The organism is Bacillus sp. FSL K6-6038 (genome assembly GCF_038050455.1).
Lineage (GTDB): Bacteria > Bacillota > Bacilli > Bacillales > Bacillaceae_G > Bacillus_A > Bacillus_A pseudomycoides.
The window spans coordinates 1,656,028-1,674,771 of the sequence record NZ_JBBOUH010000001.1; the positions used below are offsets into that span (position 1 = coordinate 1,656,028).

General features: G+C 35.7%; 17 protein-coding genes and 2 pseudogenes. 12 read left to right on the forward strand and 7 right to left on the reverse strand.

Annotated features, from left to right (window positions below):
* The first annotated feature begins 73 nt into the window (after window positions 1–73).
* The 4 genes from NSQ40_RS08465 to NSQ40_RS08480 all read left to right on the forward strand — a co-directional run bounded on the left by NSQ40_RS08465 (window position 74) and on the right by NSQ40_RS08480 (window position 3,936).
* Window positions 74–940 carry a 5'-3' exonuclease gene (locus NSQ40_RS08465; protein WP_258248232.1) on the forward strand — a complete coding sequence of 289 codons (867 nt, stop codon included), beginning with the start codon at window positions 74–76 and terminating at the stop codon, window positions 938–940.
* Window positions 941–1,187: 247 nt separating this feature from the next.
* Window positions 1,188–1,328 carry an FbpB family small basic protein gene (locus NSQ40_RS08470; protein WP_006094338.1) on the forward strand — a complete coding sequence of 47 codons (141 nt, stop codon included), beginning with the start codon at window positions 1,188–1,190 and terminating at the stop codon, window positions 1,326–1,328.
* A 110-nt stretch (window positions 1,329–1,438) separates the two neighbouring features.
* Complete coding sequence (locus tag NSQ40_RS08475) at window positions 1,439–1,690, forward strand: hypothetical protein (RefSeq protein ID WP_098160399.1); 252 nt, start codon at window positions 1,439–1,441, stop codon at window positions 1,688–1,690.
* A 266-nt stretch (window positions 1,691–1,956) separates the two neighbouring features.
* The gene (locus NSQ40_RS08480) at window positions 1,957–3,936 is read left to right on the forward strand and encodes an acetoacetate--CoA ligase (protein WP_033798096.1); all 1,980 of its coding nucleotides are present in this window, start codon (window positions 1,957–1,959) and stop codon (window positions 3,934–3,936) included.
* A gap of 271 nt (window positions 3,937–4,207) precedes the next feature.
* Here NSQ40_RS08480 and NSQ40_RS08485 read toward each other — a convergent pair whose 3' ends face one another.
* Window positions 4,208–4,615, reverse strand: a complete 408-nt coding sequence (locus NSQ40_RS08485) for a nitrous oxide-stimulated promoter family protein (protein ID WP_327807416.1) — start codon at window positions 4,613–4,615, stop codon at window positions 4,208–4,210.
* 746 nt (window positions 4,616–5,361) lie between these two features.
* Between NSQ40_RS08485 and NSQ40_RS08490 the strand changes: the two genes are divergently transcribed.
* From NSQ40_RS08490 to NSQ40_RS08520, 7 genes and pseudogenes are all read left to right on the forward strand, one after another.
* Window positions 5,362–5,865 (forward strand): GNAT family N-acetyltransferase, encoded by a 504-nt coding sequence (locus NSQ40_RS08490; protein WP_258248233.1) that lies wholly within the window; start codon window positions 5,362–5,364, stop codon window positions 5,863–5,865.
* 156 nt (window positions 5,866–6,021) lie between these two features.
* Window positions 6,022–7,071: pseudogene (locus tag NSQ40_RS08495) on the forward strand (IS4 family transposase); the annotation flags it as partial.
* 513 nt (window positions 7,072–7,584) lie between these two features.
* Complete coding sequence (gene ltrA, locus NSQ40_RS08500) at window positions 7,585–8,892, forward strand: group II intron reverse transcriptase/maturase (protein ID WP_098159124.1); 1,308 nt, start codon at window positions 7,585–7,587, stop codon at window positions 8,890–8,892.
* Between the two features lie 143 nt (window positions 8,893–9,035).
* Window positions 9,036–9,422 (forward strand): annotated as a pseudogene (locus NSQ40_RS08505) (IS4 family transposase); the annotation flags it as partial.
* A 742-nt stretch (window positions 9,423–10,164) separates the two neighbouring features.
* On the forward strand, window positions 10,165–11,334 hold the full coding sequence (locus NSQ40_RS08510; protein WP_258248715.1) for a serine hydrolase domain-containing protein: 1,170 nt from the start codon (window positions 10,165–10,167) through the stop codon (window positions 11,332–11,334).
* A gap of 917 nt (window positions 11,335–12,251) precedes the next feature.
* A complete protein-coding gene (locus NSQ40_RS08515) occupies window positions 12,252–12,908 on the forward strand; it encodes an SMI1/KNR4 family protein (RefSeq protein ID WP_033796812.1) in 657 nt (218 codons plus the stop codon).
* Window positions 12,909–13,212: 304 nt separating this feature from the next.
* Complete coding sequence (locus NSQ40_RS08520) at window positions 13,213–13,782, forward strand: dihydrofolate reductase family protein (protein WP_258248716.1); 570 nt, start codon at window positions 13,213–13,215, stop codon at window positions 13,780–13,782.
* A 707-nt stretch (window positions 13,783–14,489) separates the two neighbouring features.
* Here NSQ40_RS08520 and NSQ40_RS08525 read toward each other — a convergent pair.
* Window positions 14,490–14,630: a hypothetical protein gene (locus tag NSQ40_RS08525; RefSeq protein WP_162617288.1), complete on the reverse strand. Its 141-nt coding sequence runs from the start codon at window positions 14,628–14,630 to the stop codon at window positions 14,490–14,492.
* Between the two features lie 118 nt (window positions 14,631–14,748).
* Here NSQ40_RS08525 and NSQ40_RS08530 point away from each other — a divergent pair, with 118 nt between their 5' ends.
* On the forward strand, window positions 14,749–15,354 hold the full coding sequence (locus tag NSQ40_RS08530) for a hypothetical protein (protein WP_003204814.1): 606 nt from the start codon (window positions 14,749–14,751) through the stop codon (window positions 15,352–15,354).
* Between the two features lie 118 nt (window positions 15,355–15,472).
* On the opposite strand, the gene NSQ40_RS08535 is transcribed toward NSQ40_RS08530, so the two are convergent.
* From NSQ40_RS08535 to NSQ40_RS08555, 5 genes are all read right to left on the reverse strand, one after another.
* Window positions 15,473–16,063 (reverse strand): DUF4030 domain-containing protein, encoded by a 591-nt coding sequence (locus NSQ40_RS08535; RefSeq protein ID WP_003204817.1) that lies wholly within the window; start codon window positions 16,061–16,063, stop codon window positions 15,473–15,475.
* 164 nt (window positions 16,064–16,227) lie between these two features.
* Window positions 16,228–16,395, reverse strand: a complete 168-nt coding sequence (locus tag NSQ40_RS08540) for a hypothetical protein (protein ID WP_003204819.1) — start codon at window positions 16,393–16,395, stop codon at window positions 16,228–16,230.
* Window positions 16,396–16,415: 20 nt separating this feature from the next.
* Window positions 16,416–17,360, reverse strand: coding sequence for a tyrosine-type recombinase/integrase (locus NSQ40_RS08545; protein WP_258248717.1), 945 nt, complete (start codon window positions 17,358–17,360; stop codon window positions 16,416–16,418).
* A 287-nt stretch (window positions 17,361–17,647) separates the two neighbouring features.
* A complete protein-coding gene (locus NSQ40_RS08550; RefSeq protein WP_437435425.1) occupies window positions 17,648–17,875 on the reverse strand; it encodes a zinc-ribbon domain-containing protein in 228 nt (75 codons plus the stop codon).
* A gap of 136 nt (window positions 17,876–18,011) precedes the next feature.
* Window positions 18,012–18,488, reverse strand: coding sequence for a hypothetical protein (locus tag NSQ40_RS08555; protein WP_258248719.1), 477 nt, complete (start codon window positions 18,486–18,488; stop codon window positions 18,012–18,014).
* Between the last annotated feature and the right edge of the window lie 256 nt (window positions 18,489–18,744).

Sequence of the window (18,744 nt, forward strand, 5' to 3'; positions counted from 1 at the left end):
AGAATGGTAATCTATTTATATAACCTTACGTGATAACGTGAGGTTATTATTTTTTGTTAGTAGGAGAGGAATTATGAAAAAAGTATTGTTAGTTGATGGCATGGCACTATTATTTCGTGCCTTTTACGCAACAAGTGTTTACGGCCAATTTATGAAACGACAAGATGGTACCCCAACAAACGGGATTCATGGTTATATGAAACATTTATTAACAGCGGCGCAAGCGATTGAACCGACGCATATTGTAACGTGCTGGGATATGGGAAGTACGACATTCCGAACAGAATCTTTCTCAAACTATAAAGCAAATCGTGCAGCACCACCAGAAGAATTGATTCCGCAATTTGATCTCGTGCAAGAGATGACATCGAAGTTATCTATTCCTGTAATTGGACTGAAAGGCTATGAGGCTGATGACTGTATTGGTACGTTGGCAAAAGAATACGCTAGTGAGGCAGAAGTATATATTTTAACAGGCGATACAGATTTATTACAGCTTGTTGATACAAATGTTACGGTAATGCTTCTTCGTAAGGGTATTGGAAACTATGAGTATTATACGTCAGAGAAGATTAGGGAAGAAAAGGGTGTAGAGCCTTGGCAAATCGTTCATGCGAAAGCATTTATGGGAGACACGAGTGATAACTACCCAGGTGTAAAAGGAATTGGCGAAAAGACGGCATATAAACTAATTCAAGAACACGGAACCGTAGCGGCAGTATTAGAAAATATAGCGGCATTAACAAAAGCACAGCGTACAAAAATTGAAAATGATTTGGAGAATTTAAACATATCATTACAATTAGCACAAATTCATTGTGAAGTTCCGATTTCATGCTCGCTAGAAGAAGGACTGCATACAATTGATGAAGAGAAAGTACGATTTGTTTGCGACCAAATGAACTGGGGAAGACCTGAAATATTTATAAATATGCTGTAAAAGCAATGCTAGAGAGATTGCTTACCACTATAGATAACGTCTGATCAAATATATTTTGATTAGGCGTTATTTTTTATGTGATTTCTTTTAATTGATAAAGTTATCAGAAAAAATACTTAGTTTTCATTTGGAATTCAAATAGATTTCACACGAATCTTTTATTATAAGACTACACAGATAATTACTTATCTTTTATATAAATGATCCTTTGATAAGTTATTTGTAATAGTGAAGGAGGAAATTAAATATGCGAAAAAAAATACGAAAATCATTTAAACAATTATTGATAGAGAATAAACAATTATTATTAAGCGATAAAGAGAATATAAGAGAAATAGAAGAAAAAATCGAAAAAAGGCATGTATCATATCGTGTATCAAGTAACTGAATAAGATAAAAAATTATGTAAAATCCCTTCATTTATGGTTCGAAGGGGTTTTATTTATATATGGATCATACTTAAGAGCGGGGTTGTAACGGAGAAAGAAGGGGAATGAAATGAGTGAGTTAATAGAAAAGGTGGCGTTACAATTAATTCTTTCTGTTCCATCAAAAAAACAAAGGATCGTTAACAAAAAATTCAAGTTACTAAGAAAACAAAAGTGGTTTCAAGATAAATATGATACCACTGTGATGTTTCAACCAGAGGTAAGAGAGTGTATTATGAAATACGATATTGAAAAGATGTTAAAAAGTGATTTAGAAATTATGATATTTCAGAAAGAATTGAATGGAATATTGATAAAGTAATTTGTTATCCCGCTATTCGCGGGCAGTAAGACCCCCACCTCAAAATTCAGCGAAAGAAAAGAAGTTAGGTGGGGGATTAACTGCGCGCAAATGCCTGATTGGTGAAGGCTAATAATCAGTGGGGGATGAAGAAGTCCCCTCCTGATTAAAGTTTCATTTTATTAAATCACGAACTCTCCCTTCTGAAAAAAGGTTTTTTAAGAGCATACGCTGTATATAGATATTATTTACTTCTTAAAAAAATTGATAGCTAAGGAGGAATAATAATGAAAGCGATTACTGAAGGTGTGCTGTTATGGGAGCCATCACAGCAACAAATAGAAAGCTCAGGTGTCAGTCTTTTCATGAAATGGCTCAAACAAGAGAAGGGGCTATCTTTTGGAAATCAAAAGGAACTATGGAAATGGTCTGTTGAAGAACTTGAAGCGTTCTGGGAAAGTATTTGGAATTATTGCCAAGTTATTTCTACTACACCGTATCATCAAGTTTTAGAATCAAGAAAGATGCCCGGGGCAAAATGGTTCCCGGGTGCTACTTTAAATTATGCGGAACATATTTTTCGAAATGCAAGAAAAAATAAACCGGCAGTAATTTTTCAATCAGAAACCACTCCGAGAACAGAATTAAGCTGGAAAGAACTTCAGGAAAAGACAGCGATGGTGGCCAATTCTCTAAAGGAATTAGGGGTTAAACCAGGAGATCGTGTTGTGGCTTATATGCCTAACGTTCCTGAAACTATAATTGCTTTTTTAGCATGTGCCAGCATTGGAGCGGTTTGGTCCAGCTGTTCTCCTGATTTCGGGACAAATACTGTTATTGATCGATTTAAACAAATTGAACCGACAATTTTATTTGCAGTCGACGGGTATTCCTATAATAGTAAAATTCAGAATAGAATAACAAATGTTTCGGAAATTCAATCGAGCCTACCTACCTTAAAGCAGACAGTTTTAATCCCGTATGTTGGCAGTAATGATTCTGAATTGAATAATCGTACAATGTATTGGAATGACCTATTGCGAGGAGATTGTGATCTTGTTTTCGAAAAGGTCCCATTTGATCATCCTCTTTGGATTTTATTTTCTTCTGGAACGACAGGGTTGCCAAAGCCAATTGTACAAAGTCAAGGTGGAATATTATTAGAACAGCTTAAGACATTATTAGTTGAGCAAGGTGTTAACCGAGATGATGTGTTTTTTTGGTTTACAACGACAGGGTGGATGATGTGGAATCTTTTAGTGGGTGGTCTTTTAGCTGGAGGTACAATTGTTTTATATGACGGCAGCCCATCTTATCCTAGTATACATAGATTATGGGATCTTGCCGAAGAAGTTGGTGTGACTTTCTTTGGTACAAGTGCCGGTTTCCTAAGTGCATGTATGAAATTTGGGATTAAGCCGAAAGAAAGAAACAGTTTTTCTAAGTTAAAGGCTATTTGTTCAACTGGTTCACCTCTACCTGTGGAAGGGTTTTTATGGGTATATGAAAATGTGAAAACAGATGTATGGCTTGTTTCGACCAGTGGAGGAACTGATGTATGTACTGCATTTGTTGGTGGCTCTCCTATATTGCCTGTTTACGCAGGTGAAATACAAACTCGTTCTTTAGGTGCAAACGTACAATCATTTGATGATGAAGGGAATTCGATTACTAATGAAGTTGGAGAGTTGGTTATAACTTCTCCAATGCCATCTATGCCTATATATTTATGGGGAGATGACAATAATAAGCGTTATCTTGAAAGTTATTTTGAGATGTATCCAGGGATTTGGAGACATGGTGATTGGATTAAATTTGATGATAAAGGCAGCTGTGTCATTTTCGGGCGATCAGACTCTACGATCAATCGGCTAGGAGTACGTCTAGGGACGAGCGAAATCTATCGTGTAGTTGAGTCCCTGGATGCCATTATAGAGAGTTTAGTAGTGGATTTAGAGCTCCTTGGACGTAGATCATTTATGCTGCTATTTGTGGTATTAAAACCTGAAGTAAATATGAGTGATAACTTAAAAGAAACAATAAGAGCTGAAATAAAACAAAAAGTTTCGCCTCGGTTTGCCCCTGACGAAATTTACGTAGTAGAGCAAATTCCGAAAACATTGAGTGGGAAAAAACTAGAAGTCCCAATTCGCAAAATTCTATTAGGATTTCCGGCAGAAAAGGTAGTCAATCAAGGTTCCATGGCGAATCCTGAATCATTAAGCTTTTTTATGGATTTAGCACGAATTATCAATAAGCAAGAATAATAGAGTTCTTCCTTATTTATCCTGCTATTCGTGGGCAGTAAGATCTCCACCTCAAGATTCAAAGAAAAACGAGGAAGGTAGGTGGGGATCGGGTTGCCCGTAAAAAAACGATTGGTGAGGGCTAATAATCAGTGGTGGATGAAGAAAACCCCCACTGATTAAGTAAACGACAAATAGACCTAGAAATATAATAAAATTGATTTTTTAGGTCTATTTGTCGTTTACGTTAATAAAAGAAAAAATGGGCTTGTTAGACAACCCGTTTTTTCTTTTAGCTCTTTTTTCTTTTCGGTAAGTCAGGAGCCTTCTTCATTGTGTCAACAACATGCATGACCGCGAAATATGGATATTTTAAAATCATTTTCGGTCCGCTCTTCTTCATAACATCCTTAACGAAATCTTTCATATCTGGTTTATAACAATGAATTTTGCAATTTTGACATGCTGGCTTCTTTTCTTGAAATGGACATTTTGATAAACGAAAATAAGCATACTCTTTTAACTTCTGACATTCTTCACATATAGTATCTTGTTCATGTTCGTTTTTACAATACATATCAATCATAATGCTAATTGTTTTCTCTTCACGTTCAATTCGATTCATGGCTAGTGCCTCCCGTTCCAAAGTCTCTCTGCTTTGATTGTAAGACTTTTTTAGAGGGTTTACATGAATTTTCATTGACAGTTTTTCTAATGTTTATCTCTTTCCTACGAATTATTAATGGAGAATGTCCCTACCAATCATAACCAACAGTAAAAGCGAACGCATTAAGACTTAAATAAACATCTTTCTTTTTCTTACGAGCTTCGGATGCTTAAACCACTGGAACGACAAGCGTCCACCCGATTCTTCCACGCTATTGATTGATCTATTTTAGCCATGTCAAAATCTCCTTTCCGTCTTGTACGTAAGGAGATTTTGACATGGAACTGATTCTATTGGTAGTTGGGGACAGTTTGACGCTTACTGTTATATCAAGTAATTCAGCCTTAGCGTACGGAATCCGCGTTTTGTTGGTGCTACCCCATCACCATCAAGCTAAGAAAAGCAAATACCCCAAAACGAGAGAATTGACCTCCCGAGGTGAACTGTATAATTTTTTTTGTTAGGGGGCGTTATAAAAAAGAAATACCCTTTCCTATAATCGATGTTGCATGAGCTTAACTTGACGGCAATGTAGATTTAAAATAAAGTTTGATAATTTATAATAAAGATTGATACTTAGTAAAAGAGTTTGATAAAAAGGTCTATTTTGTAGGGAAATTGCTTATGCATAAAATAATACTAATTTTTTGTATACAGTAGCTATAAACTCTCTCGAGATTTGGAAAATAGATTCGCGAATCAACCAGGTTTCCAACCTGATGTGGTGATGAGCTGCGAAGCTATTATGAGTGCAGTGACATAATTAGGAGGTTTCCACTATGACAACTTTATTTAAACCTATGGCGTTCCATCTGAAAACTGAACGACTTGACCTGAGTATGTGGGAGGAATCCGATTCAGCCTGGTTTAGAAAATTAATTGGCGAACGTGGTGTGGACATGCCAACCCTTGACTCCGTTCGTAGCTATCTTATTGTGATGCGCAAGAAAGCGGCTGAAAATGGCATTTCTCTTCTCACTATCCGTAGGCGAGACGAAGGCGATTTCATCGGATACTGTGGCTTGATTATCGGCCGTTCCACCCTTGAAGAGCCTGAGATCGCATACGAGTTGTTCCGCAGTGTTCATGGTAAAGGATATGCGACCGAGGCAGCATCCGTTGTGCTGGACGCTGCGATTGCTACCGGGCGTCACAGACTTTGGTCGACTGTGGGCGCTTGGAATGTTGCGTCCCTTCGAGTTCTGGAAAAAATAGGATTTAATCGACATCACAGTACGTGGGACGAGCGCGGTGAGATTGTTTGGAACGTACGCGATTTTTAGAGATCCCGACCTAATTCGAAACTATGGAAAAGGAGAAAAGGTCATTAGTTTAGGGGAGAATCCACATCGCTATCAACCAAATAAAAAAAATACCCCCTAAAATGAAAAAATACGCTATTCTTTCTGTAGACTTATAGGAAAGGATGGCGTTTTTGTATGTCTATTTCTGTATCTGATGAATTACAACTATTTGCTCAAGAAATTCAAAGCTTTTTATCCCCAAATATCTTACGAACTCTTGCTAGAGATGTTGGTTTTGTGCAACGAACCAGTAAGTACCAAGCAAAAGATTTAGTCGCTTTATGTGTATGGATGAACCAAAATGTCGCTACGACGTCTTTAACGCAGTTATCTAGCTGTTTAGAGGCATCAACAGAAGTACTTATCAGTCCTGAAGGACTGAATCAACGATTTAACCAAGCAGCTGTCCAATTTTTAAAACATATACTAGCTGAACTACTAAACCAAAAATTAGCCTCATCTATACCGATTTCTTCTCCCCATACTTCTGTTTTCAAGCGTATTCGTATTTTAGATTCAACTGCATTTCAACTCCCAGATTCCTTTTCATTCGTTTATCCAGGCGCAGGAGGATGCAGCCATACAGCGGGGGTGAAAATTCAGCTTGAATATGACCTGCTAAGTGGACAATTCCTTCATATTCATACAGGTCCAGGTAAACAACATGATCGAACCTACGGTTCCCTGTGTGCCCCAACTGTAACATCGAATGATTTATGTATCCGAGATTTAGGTTATTTTCATTTGAGAGATCTTCAACATATACAAGATAACAAGGCTTATTATATCTCACGTATCAAATCGAATACACGTATTTATCAAAAAAATCCTAAACCTGATTATTTTCAAGATGGCAGAATCAAGAAAGGTACAGAGTATATCCAGATAGATATGGAGGTTTTAATGAACTCTCTTCAGCCAGGACAAACATGCGAAATATCCAACGCTTATGTAGGAATAACTGATAAAGTCCCAACTCGTGTGATTGTTCATCGACTAACAAAAGAACAACAAAAAAAACGATTACAAGATCAAACTGTAAGAGAAAAAAAGAAAGGAATGAAGTATTCTTCTCGTAGTAAACGACTTAGCGGTATCAATGTATATATGACAAATACCCCTATAGATGTTGTCCCGATGGGACAAGTACATGATTGGTATTCTTTACGTTGGCAAATCGGCGTGTCCAGATAAGGACACATTATCTAGTTGGTGAAAGTCCAATCGGGAGAATAGACTCCACTCCCGTAGCCTGAGAGGCACCATGAAGTGAAAGCGACATGGCGAAGCCCTCTGACATCACATGCAAAAGGCATGTGGGCAAATCTCCAGGTTGTAACGTACAGTGAACGTAGACGTAGCCTCGTTACACGCAATTCCGGTGGCTGAGACGGTCGATAACGTGCGAAAGCAGCAAGAACTGACCGAAACGAGTCTGGAACGGCAGTTCTCACCGGCGGGGTATCAGCGGCGACATGGAGAGAAAGATAATGTGGAAACTGGAGAAGCCCTCGACACCCGATGAAGAAACCTCATCGAGGAGACCGTCTCTATAACCGCGATCGGGAAGTGAGAACGGTAGGTGTCAGGGTGGCGGAACGGATCGTAGTACCAGAGATCTGCGTGCAGCAAAACGCGCGGGGAGGGAAGGGTCCGAACCTGTAAATATTTCGTACGACCAAAGGAGGCAAGGGTGCCATGACAAAAACACCTATTACTTTGCAGGAACTAAGGCGACGAATCTATCAAAAGGCGAAGTCTGAACCTACGCATCGGTTTTGGGGACTATTTTCCCACATTACCAAACTAACAACCCTCCATGAAGCATATCAGCATGCGAGGAAAAACGGCGGTGCCCCAGGTATCGACGGTCAAAGTTTCGCTGATATAGAAATAGAGGGAGTTATACCGTTTTTAAAGAACATCCAAGCAGAACTGCAGGCTGGAACATATCAACCACAAGCTAATCGTAAAGTAGAAATCCCAAAAGCAAACGGCAAAATGCGGACACTGCAAATCCCATGTATACGGGACCGTGTGGTCCAAGGAGCGCTAAAACTCATATTGGAAGCTATCTTTGAGGCTGATTTCTGCCCAAATTCCTACGGATTCCGACCAAAACGCTCCCCGCATCAAGCGCTGGCAGAAGTGCGACGCAGTGTACTGCGTCGTATGACCACAGTCATTGATGTTGATTTGTCACGTTACTTTGATACAATTCGGCATAACATCCTACTGAGGAAAATCGCAAATCGTGTCCAAGACCACCAAGTTATGCGCCTAGTAAAACAGGTGGTAAAAGCCGCAGGAAAGATTGGAGTCCCGCAAGGGGGACCGTTCTCGCCACTAGCGGCAAACATCTACTTGAATGAGGTAGATTGGACATTTGATACCATTCGGCGTAAAACGACGGAAGGCAACTATGAAGCTGTGAACTATCACCGATTTGCCGATGATATGGTTATCACCGTAAGTGGGCACTCCAGTAAACGGGGGTGGGCTGAACTGGCACTGCGACGACTGCAGGAACAATTGGAGCCTTTGGGAGTTGAACTGAATCTTGAGAAAACTCGGATGGTCGATGTCTTACAGGAAGAGTCTTTTGCCTTTCTGGGATTTGATTTCAGGCGAGTACTGAACCGAAATAAGACCCGACACTTCATATGCATGACCCCAAAGAAGAAAGCCCGTACGGCAGTGAAAGCAAGGATCCGCGAACTCATTCAAAACGGAGGAGCCAAACCAGCACAAGACTTAGTAAAACAAATCAATGCCGTACTAACAGGATGGGTGAACTACTTTCGAGTTGGAAACTCCAGCGGAGCATTTAGCGAAGTGCGTGACTATACGGAGATGAAAATCCGTACACTGCTGACAAGAAGGAAACGGCGACGAAAGCGTAGTATCGGATGGCAGAGATGGAGTAATGAATATCTCTATGGTGTACTGGGGCTCTACTGGGACTGGAAAGTCCATTCCCTTAAAAGCGCAGAGGGATACCGATGAAAGTGTCTGCGATTTGATAGGTCTCATAACCCTTTTGATGAAGTTTATGGGGTGAGCTGCTTGAGGGAAAACCTCACGAGCAGTTCTTATGGGGAGGGGTTGGAAACGGGTCATAACTGATACCGCGCCAGTTCTTTACCCGACAGATTTTATTTAAAACGTGGAAATCATTCTTCCATATTCATCATTGTAAAAAGATAAAACGAGAACGATTGAAATGCCATTTGTATGGGCAACTGATTGCTATTCTACTCTGTTCTTCTACCATGTTTCAAATGCGGCAATTACTTCTTATGAAAAAGAAACGAGAACTGAGTGAATATAAGGCCATATACATGATTAAAGATTACTTTCTTCTTCTTTTCCAAGCTATACAAAAAGACACCCAAGAGCTATCAAAGATTCTAATTCGCCTGTTCAACCTCCTACAGCAAAACGGGCGAAAATCACATCGTTATGAGAAGAAAACAGTCTTTGATATATTAGGTGTCATTTACAATTGTACCATGTCTGATAATCAAGCGGCTTAATTCAAAAAAATGAAACCCGTTAGGGTTTATTTCGTATGAAAATCTTTAAATTCCCTATATGTAGCCTTTAGAAAAGAAGAAATAACCTCTACTATAATTGACGTTGTATGAGCTTAGCTTGATAGCGATGGGGTAGCACCACACATCCATCAACTTAAGAAAAAGAAACACTCCAAAAACAAAAAAATGAGATGACTTCTCAAAATAACTAACTGTAGAGAAAGAAAAATTTCATTTAGTGGGTACTTCAAAACCTTAGCTTGATGGCGATGGGGTCACCATATCAAAAAAAGAAAATTGTGCGTATAGACATATTTTTCAACCGCTTCCTGTACGTTAAGGGACTCGTTATTTTTTTTACAGTTTTTTATTATGAAATTCTAAATAACTAATTATAATAGGTGAAAAAAACGATCAATAGTTGGGTTACGGAAAGGATTCGAATTTACATTATTTCTCAATACATATTATGGATAAATAAAGTAAAATATGGGTTGAGATTATGTCTCATGTTGTGTTAATCCTAACAATAACTAAGGGTACATAATATGCTTTCATACCTTTGAATAATTTTGTTATAGGAGGGATGGAGATTTAAATGGCTCAAATTGTTGGTATTGATAGATACCTTTGTACTGGGGCTTTAATCTATATGCGTGAGGGCCTTTCCCTAAGTCTTGTCAGGAAGTAAGGAACAGTAAGCAAACACTTATACAATATGAATAGAGGAGAGGAATGCCTTATGAAAATACGTAGTCAAATTACATGTGCAAGTCTGGCCCTTTTAATAGCTGGAAGTTCCCTGTTATACACAACACCAACCTCAATTGTAAAAGCAGAGTCCACTCAAAATGTATCTAGTTCGTTACAAACAAGCACTCAACGAGATCGTAATTCCGTCAAACAAGTAATGCGGGATACATTGCAACTTGGATTCCCGGGGATACTTGCTAAAACTTCCGAGGGTGGAAAAACGTGGAGTTATGCCGCTGGGATAGCGGATCTGAGAACCAAGAAACCAATGAAAACAGATTTTCGCTTTCGCATTGGCAGCGTGACGAAGACGTTCACCGCAACAGTTGTACTTCAATTAGCTGGAGAGAATCGTCTGAATCTAGACGACTACATCGAAGACTGGTTGCCTGGTGTCATTCAAGGAAATGGATATGATGGTAACCAGATTACTATCCGGCAGATATTGAACCATACAAGTGGTATCGCTGAATACTCAAGGTCAAAAGACGCTGATTTTACGGATACAAAAAAATCGTATACGGCTGAAGAGTTAGTGAAGATGGGGGTTTCTCTGCCTCCAGACTTTGCCCCAGGAGAGGGCTGGTCTTATTCAAACACAGGATACGTATTACTGGGCATTCTTATTGAAAAAGTAACCAGAAACAGCTATGCGGAAGAGATTGAAAATCGGATTATTGAACCACTTGAATTGTCGAATACATTCCTACCAGGCAATTCAAGTGTTATTCCAGGCACTAACCATGCCCGTGGATATGTCCAACCAGACGGAGCAAGTGAGCTAAAAGACGTTACTTATTATAACCCAAGTGCAGGTAGCTCTGCTGGAGATATGATTTCTACTGCTGACGACTTAAACAAATTCTTCTCTTACTTGCTCGGTGGCAAATTACTGAAGGAACAGCAACTAAAACAAATGCTTACTACAGTTCCTACAGGAAAAGAAGGAATCGATGGATATGGTCTTGGAATCTATGAAACTAAGCTTCCAAGCGGTGTCTCGATATGGGGACACACAGGTGGCATTCTAGGGTTTACAACTCTTGTTGGAGGTAAACTTGGAGGCAAGCATACGTTGGTCGTCAATTGGAATAGTTTGGGTAGAACTGATAGTCCTAATCCTTTTAAAAATATTTTACTTGCTGAATTTAGCAAGTAGGAAAAAAGGAAAAATTTATCGTAGTTTTCATAGTTAAAAATATACTTTTCTGGTTCAAAAGCCCCAACTTATTTTCAAGAAAAATTTGGGGCTTTTTTTGTTTTGGTGGCGTTTATTCTTCTTAAGTTGATGGATGTGGGGTCACCATACATGCCCATCAACTTAAGATTTTGAAATATCCCCAAGTGTAAAAAAACGTTATTTTCTAAAGTTAATGAATTTCAAAAACCTAATGGGGTACAGCCGAGATACGTGTAATTTTGAGTATTAGCCTTACTTTTATTTCCAAACAAAACCTATTGAACGTATAACTAGGTTTTATTACGTCTATTTACAATAAAGATTCTGTCTTTGTCTATTATGGGTTAACCCTAATCATCCATTAGTTAGTTACTGAAAACACTATGTTTCAATTGTATGATTAGGGTGTATGATAATAAGTTAAAAAATAAAAGATTAGACATATGTGGATTTGAAATAAAGTTTAATCGTTTATAACAAAGTTTAACCGTTTTGAAAAAAGATTAACTGTTTATAAAAAAGATGCACCGTTTTATCCCTTTGAATTTACTTATCTATGGGGATATTTTTATTAAGAAAAGAAATAAAATATATGAATTGAATATAAAACCGTTTTGATTCTTTAAAAATATTCCACAATTTAGTATTATTTGTATATGTGTCGATTTGAAATAAAGTCACGATGTTTCTAAAAAAGATACGATGTTTATAATAAAGTCGCGACGTTTTAAAGAATGTAGCGATGTTCTAAAGTTTGTTTAGATCCTGTTTTACAGGATCTTTTAATTGAACCTAGGTAATCCAATATCTATTATTAATATTCTTGTCTTAGGTTTTTAGTAAAAAAAAAGATAAAAAAAGAATAAATATAAAATATGAATAGGGATGTAGTAAAAATGACAATGATAAAATTTAATTCTTATCATCAAAAAGAAGAAATTAAGAGGAATTTAGAACTTATTAACTTAGAACATGAAAAAATTAGAGAATATGTGAATTTTGATATATTTTCTTTTGAACAATTAGATGAATTTCAAGTAGGATATAGCATTGACACCGATGGAAACTCCCTTGTAACCGATGAGGAAGATACTTGGGATGCAAATTGGATTGTTATTGCATATGAAACTATGTGTGGAGATCCAATTATTATTGATTTAAATGAAGATGGATACCCTATATCTTCATTAATGCACGGAATGGATAGTTGGGGTGTTGGCGGTTTCCTTGCAGATTCTATGGACTCATTTATCAATTTTATAAAAGATATAGGTAATTTTCTTACTGAGAAACAAGTGTTAGAAGGAAAAAGAATTATACAAAATAGAGAATTAAAAACATTGCTAAATAAGTTTTTGGAAAAAAATAAATTTGCTGATTTTGAAATATGGCACTCTTTATTGAGTCCATTATTTGATATTGCAGAAGAATACGAGCAAACATTGGAGGCAAAAGTAAAAAAGATGAAGAAAGAAGGAAAAAAAATAACGGAAATTGCTCACCTGCTTAATATAAAACCTAAAGAAGTGTATGAGTATATTAAGAAAGTTTAATAGAAACTATTCACTTTTTAGAGAACAATTGGGCGCGATTATGGAGCAATACAGGCAGAAAATGATCAAACTTTTTTATAAAGCCGAAACAAAAATCTGCTGAAGAAGAATCCATTTTGATCAATCTTTTTTCAAAATGGATTCTTTTTATTTATCGTAAAACTTGGGATTGCGAGGTATTTTTGATTAAACTTTATTTCAAAGCTACAACATACGAAGGATTTTTATAAAAAATAATAGTGTGGATTTTAAAAAAAACTTGGCGGGAGAACCAATATCTAAATGATTAAGGGGAGGAAGAATTATGTCCAATAACGTAAGACCAAGAAGAATAATTTTAGATTTAGCAGTTACTTTAGACGGTTTTATTGAAGGGAAAAATGGGGAAGTTGATTGGTGTATCATGGACTCTGAGATGGGGTTTATTGATTTCTTAAATCAAATTGATACTATTTTATATGGAAGAAAAAGCTACGATTTATGGGGACAATTTACTCCAGAAATTGAAGGAACTAAAACTGAAAAAGAACTTTGGGAATTAATTCACAGTAAAGAAAAATATGTGTTTTCCAGAACACAAAAAGGGAGTGCTAATAAAGCAATATTCATAAATGATAATATTCTTGAAGAAGTAAATAAATTAAAGAAAAAGTCTGGTAAAGACATTTGGCTATATGGCGGAGCAAGTCTAATTACAACATTTATCAATTTAGGGCTTGTGGATGAATTTAGATTATCTGTTCACCCTGTTATTTTGGGAGAAGGAAAACCGTTGTTTATTGATATAAAGCAGAGGTTGAATTTAAAAATGGTCAATACAAGAACGTTCTCCTCTGGCGTTGTGCAACTAATCTATCATTTGAATGGGAACTAATAATATTGCACATTCCAAAGATAAAATACAATAAATATCATTAAGAAATACTCGATAGTAATTGTCATTTCTTCAACAATAAGGCGAGATTCTTGAATAACATAGGTAGAAAATAATTAAACTTTTTTATAAAAACCCAAACATAGATCTGCTAAGGAAGAATCCTTTTTGATCAAACTTTATTTCAAAGCCACAAATAGATAAAAAACCCGATTTAAAATCAGGTTAGAAATAAAAGTAATCCTATGACCTATTTTTTCACGTATCTCGGCTGTACCCCCGTATCGTTAACATACCCCAGTCATGCTGATACTTGGTAAAAAGCATTAAAAAAAGAGCCCTTTTGTGGAAAGGACTCTTTTGTAGTGAGGTAAATGATTTCAATTCAATTCCAATATACAACATTTAAACTAAAAAATTCAAATTTTAATTGGACGGAATTTGAATTTTTAAAAGGCCATAATACATAAAGTTATAATTAAATGTCTCAAAATAAGCCTGAGGGTATCTTGTTTTTTGAATATATATAAGAAATATGGTTTTATTTAATAACATACTCTGTTACTTCACTTATTAGGGGTAACCTTATCAAAAAAAGAAGGTTGTACGGAATTCCCGAAATGATATGGTGAGGCCTAATACATACTAGATTTATGTAAATATTTCTCAATATTATATTATTAATATATAAGTTATTCTTTTATTGTTTATATTTTGTTATTTTCTGTTGCAGAATCCTTATGATAAGGATTCCTTTTTTTATTGTATTTCAACAAAAATATTTTTGCCCCCATAATTTTTAAAATTTCTCTTGTAACCCTTATCCCTATTATTCTCCTGCAATTCATAAAAATGCCCCCATAATTCAAAGGTGAAAAAATATTCTGAAAATACATTTACACATACAATATTTGTAAGATATGATGACATTGTTCTACAAATTTAAGACAATAGGGGGATGATGTTATGAAAAGAAAATATTTAGCTAAAGCTGGGGTATTTGCATTAGCAGCAGGAATAATCTTACCTTCAACTGTTGCACATGGAGAAGCTTTGCCTTCTTCTGTATCTGCATCTACAGCAAATGTCGATAATGCAGAAATTGATGATGTATCTGTAGAAGTTTACGATAAAGATAGGAATTTGGTTAAAACATATTCTAAAGAGGAATTAGAAAAATTTAATCAAGACATGGCTAAAACTCCTTTAAGAAGTTCTAAGTTCGATGGCAATATGCAAAATAAAACAGAAGTTAACTCTCTTGCTATGAATGTTTATAATTTTGGATATATGGAATTTAGTAACTATCAGTGGATTAAAGATGGCACATCATTTTACCTACCTCAAAGTGTACAGGTAGAACCACAAACTAAGACTTATGGATTGGCAGTACAAGTATTTCATAATAGTTCGTTGTGGGAAGAATATGTAGTTAAGGGTTCCTTTTCAAGTGGATTAAACATTCCTATTTCTCACCTTTTAAATGCTTCTGGTAATTATTATCAACTTAGACTTAAAAATTATGGTGGGGGAACTATATATCTTGATAGTGGACAAGTTTATTATAAATAATACAATTTCTAAATTTAATAGTTATATACATGTAAAAAAAACTGGGTATGAATCCAGTCTTTTTCATCAAATACAAGCCTATTGATACTAAGTTTCCTATATCCTGTTCATAGACTTGTTAGTTGATTCTTTGATTATCTTGACTATAAACTTCAATAGTATATAAATCATTTTCAATCCATTTTTGTGCTTGCTGTGTTTTAAGTAGATTATCAATTTCTTTCTCGATCTTCTCCCCAAACTCTTTAGCTCCTGAATCAGCACTATTTATAGGCGTATATATAGCAAATGGAATAGGTTGCCCTGATTCTACATAAGCCCGCATTGAAAAGCCTTTGTATCCTTTTTTATGGAACAATTCTTCAAGAATATAACTGCAAATTCTGTCCCACCTGTTCTCTATTTTTACAATGTTCATATCTCTTTGACTAATATTAATAGTATATGGTCTAATATCTTGGTTCTTTAACTGAATGTTAATCTCTTTTTTTAATTTACTTGTATTTACAGTATCCGCTATTTCTAGGTCTACAACTCTCGCTTTATCATCCACAGACGAACTGAGAAAATCTTTTTTATTCACTGTATTCCTAACAGTATCCATAACTTTTGAACCTTCACTTTTTGCTTCTTCTATATCGCTCTGTTGGCAGCTACTTAATACAATAGTTAATAAAAAAGGTAACAATAACCCTTTTCCTTTATTCATCCCAATCTCCTTTCCAGTGATTCCTTGTTATATATTTGAGCCGTATCTGAGCCTAGATTATAAAAAAAATACTTCAAGTGTAATTGATCTAACTTCTATTTTCATATTGGATTAGGTATTCTCCAAAACAAACGAAAAACCTTCATCTCATTATGGGGGTTATTTTACTTTGCTATTAACTGAATTTGAAAAATATCCGATTCTTTTAGACCTAGAACTCTCATTTCCTCTTTAAACGTTCGCCAAGATTCAACTTTAATGGATTTGGTACTTCTATCCCTTAATGTATACACTCTTATATACTGTAGCTCTTGTTTTTTATTTTCCTTCACACTATCTTCCTCCGTTATTTTTAATCGATGTAATGATAATATCTTTTCAACGAAAGTTTAGATTTAAAACCTACCTGTTTTATAATTTGATCCTCTGAAATTTGATGTTTTATTAACCTTAAAATAAAGGTATTCCGCAAGTGTTGTGCTGAAATTCCTTTTCGTAAATTCGCCCTTTCAACTTCAAGTCGAATCATCTTTTGAACAGCAATCTCTGTTAGGGCTTTTGGCGCATCATTTTCATATGACCAATGATAAGTTTTCCGAGTAAAATCAAAGGCTACGAACAATGGATCATTGCTATGGTATCTTGGACGAACAGGTTCAGGAATGGTTTTGTAATAGTTAAATAAGCGCTTTTTATCGTCTTCAGTTAAAAAAATCGTTCTTTCTATACCCACTATTCCTGGTACTGAGATCGTATTGTTTTCAAAATGGATGTACTTCATCTGTAAACCGACAAGTTCTTGTAAGGATAATCCATTATGAATGAGCAAATGCACAATTGAAATGTTACGATCCATAAGTAATGGACGAACAGAACGCTGTTTTTCTGTTAATCCTTCTAATGAACTTAAAATGGACTTTAAAGTTTTCTCTTCCTCCTTTGTAATAAAATCTTCATCACGTAACGCACGGTTCGGTTGAATACTAAGTTGCATGCCCTCTAACGGATTTGGCAGTTTTAAATACTGATACAGTCTATTTAAGACAATATAAACACGATGCATTGTTTTGTCAGAGTACTGTCGTTTCTTCTTTAAATCGTAAAAATACGCTTCATAATCCTTTTTACCAAGTGTCGTCCATATATTGCATGTAGGGAGTTTTGAAGATTTTTGCAACCATTGACCAAAATCTTCAATATCATAAACATACCGTTTAATTGTGGAAGGTTTTCTTCCTTTATCTAGTAAGAAAGAAGCAAAATGCTGTACTGTGTCTTGGAATTCCTTTGTTGACATACCCTTATCATCCTAATTTTTTCTTTTAGTATATCAGATATTATATAGCTCATATAAAAAAGACCTGTTTGCAATATCAGGCCTTTTTATCTAACGATTCCATTTTTAAATTCATTCATTTTCTTTACGTATTATTTTTTCTTTTAACTGATTTTCAAAAATAACACGTCTATCTTCCATGTCAGTGTACCTCTCAAATTTCCCTTTTCTTTTTTGGGTAGCAGTTCTTCCTTTGGTTTGTGATGGGTGACAAACCTTACATTTTACTTCTCCTCTATGTCTAGCACCTACTTGTGCTTTATATTCGTTTCCACAGGGGGTTTAACTCCATACTGTCCTTCATTTTTAATAGGATGCCACTCTTTAGCTAACTCAGGATCTAAAAGGGCTAAAGAATTTCGAAACAATTCACACTTCCGGCACCCTTTTCCATTCTTAACCCTTTGACTAATTTTTTCTCTCCCTACATGCCCCTTTTCACAAATCCAATATGCATCCTCTGAAGAATTATACATCACATTATATGCCGTCCTAACTTCAGAATACGTACTATTTTCAAACACAAACCAATTCTTTGCTATTTCTGGATAAACTGTGGCTAAACAGTTATCCTTGCATACCTTCTTATTTGCACAATATGGGCAAACACTTTTATTTATTTTTAAGCAAGTTTATTAACTTCTTTGAATCACTATCTGTTAATTTGTATCCTGGAACTTGAACTTGTTCCATGCTCGTTTTCTCTCCTAATGTAACAACCGTTTCATTATCGGTTACCCACACTAGATATTCTTGATTTGAGCCATCTTGGAATTTCACATTTATCTTATTCTCTACAAAAGATAAAGCTTCTTTGTCTATTGATAAAGATTTTTCCTTTGCATGGTGAATTCCATCCACAAAAGTCTTTACATTTTCTCTATTATTAAGAATTTTTGATGTTTGGTCTTTATTAGATGTAATCTTGATTTCTTTTATTTCCTTGTTTTTAAATTGTACAGCAGATGCCTTAGTGTCTTTTTTTGTTTCTTGACTTTCTATTGTTTTAGAAGTGTTAGATTGAGTAGTACATCCCACTAAATTGCTAAGCAATAGAAAAGAAAGTAGTAAAGTAATCCAGAGTTTCATAATGTTATCTCCTTAATCTAAAAATTGATTTCTTTTACTATGTTTTTTAAGAATATCATATAGTAGAGAAAGATATACAAATAAAAATTAGGTATAAGTTGAGAAATTACAATCAAACCCTTAATAGGGGTCACCGTACATGCCCATCAACCTAACAGAACAGGTTGCCCCCAAAACGATAAAAATGAGCTTTTTTGTTACAAGTTAGCAAAAAATTTCATTCTGGGGTACTATAAAAATTTTAGCTTGTTAGCAA

Coding starts and splice junctions, on each gene's coding strand:
- NSQ40_RS08465 (WP_258248232.1), top strand. CDS start 74: ATGAAAAAAGTATTGTTAGTTGATGGCATGGCACTATTATTTCGTGCC.
- NSQ40_RS08470 (WP_006094338.1), top strand. CDS start 1,188: ATGCGAAAAAAAATACGAAAATCATTTAAACAATTATTGATAGAGAAT.
- NSQ40_RS08475 (WP_098160399.1), top strand. CDS start 1,439: ATGAGTGAGTTAATAGAAAAGGTGGCGTTACAATTAATTCTTTCTGTT.
- NSQ40_RS08480 (WP_033798096.1), top strand. CDS start 1,957: ATGAAAGCGATTACTGAAGGTGTGCTGTTATGGGAGCCATCACAGCAA.
- NSQ40_RS08485 (WP_327807416.1), bottom strand. CDS start 4,615: ATGAAAATTCATGTAAACCCTCTAAAAAAGTCTTACAATCAAAGCAGA.
- NSQ40_RS08490 (WP_258248233.1), top strand. CDS start 5,362: ATGACAACTTTATTTAAACCTATGGCGTTCCATCTGAAAACTGAACGA.
- ltrA (WP_098159124.1), top strand. CDS start 7,585: ATGACAAAAACACCTATTACTTTGCAGGAACTAAGGCGACGAATCTAT.
- NSQ40_RS08510 (WP_258248715.1), top strand. CDS start 10,165: ATGAAAATACGTAGTCAAATTACATGTGCAAGTCTGGCCCTTTTAATA.
- NSQ40_RS08515 (WP_033796812.1), top strand. CDS start 12,252: ATGACAATGATAAAATTTAATTCTTATCATCAAAAAGAAGAAATTAAG.
- NSQ40_RS08520 (WP_258248716.1), top strand. CDS start 13,213: ATGTCCAATAACGTAAGACCAAGAAGAATAATTTTAGATTTAGCAGTT.
- NSQ40_RS08525 (WP_162617288.1), bottom strand. CDS start 14,630: ATGAATTGCAGGAGAATAATAGGGATAAGGGTTACAAGAGAAATTTTA.
- NSQ40_RS08530 (WP_003204814.1), top strand. CDS start 14,749: ATGAAAAGAAAATATTTAGCTAAAGCTGGGGTATTTGCATTAGCAGCA.
- NSQ40_RS08535 (WP_003204817.1), bottom strand. CDS start 16,063: ATGAATAAAGGAAAAGGGTTATTGTTACCTTTTTTATTAACTATTGTA.
- NSQ40_RS08545 (WP_258248717.1), bottom strand. CDS start 17,360: ATGTCAACAAAGGAATTCCAAGACACAGTACAGCATTTTGCTTCTTTC.
- NSQ40_RS08550 (WP_437435425.1), bottom strand. CDS start 17,875: ATGTATAATTCTTCAGAGGATGCATATTGGATTTGTGAAAAGGGGCAT.
- NSQ40_RS08555 (WP_258248719.1), bottom strand. CDS start 18,488: ATGAAACTCTGGATTACTTTACTACTTTCTTTTCTATTGCTTAGCAAT.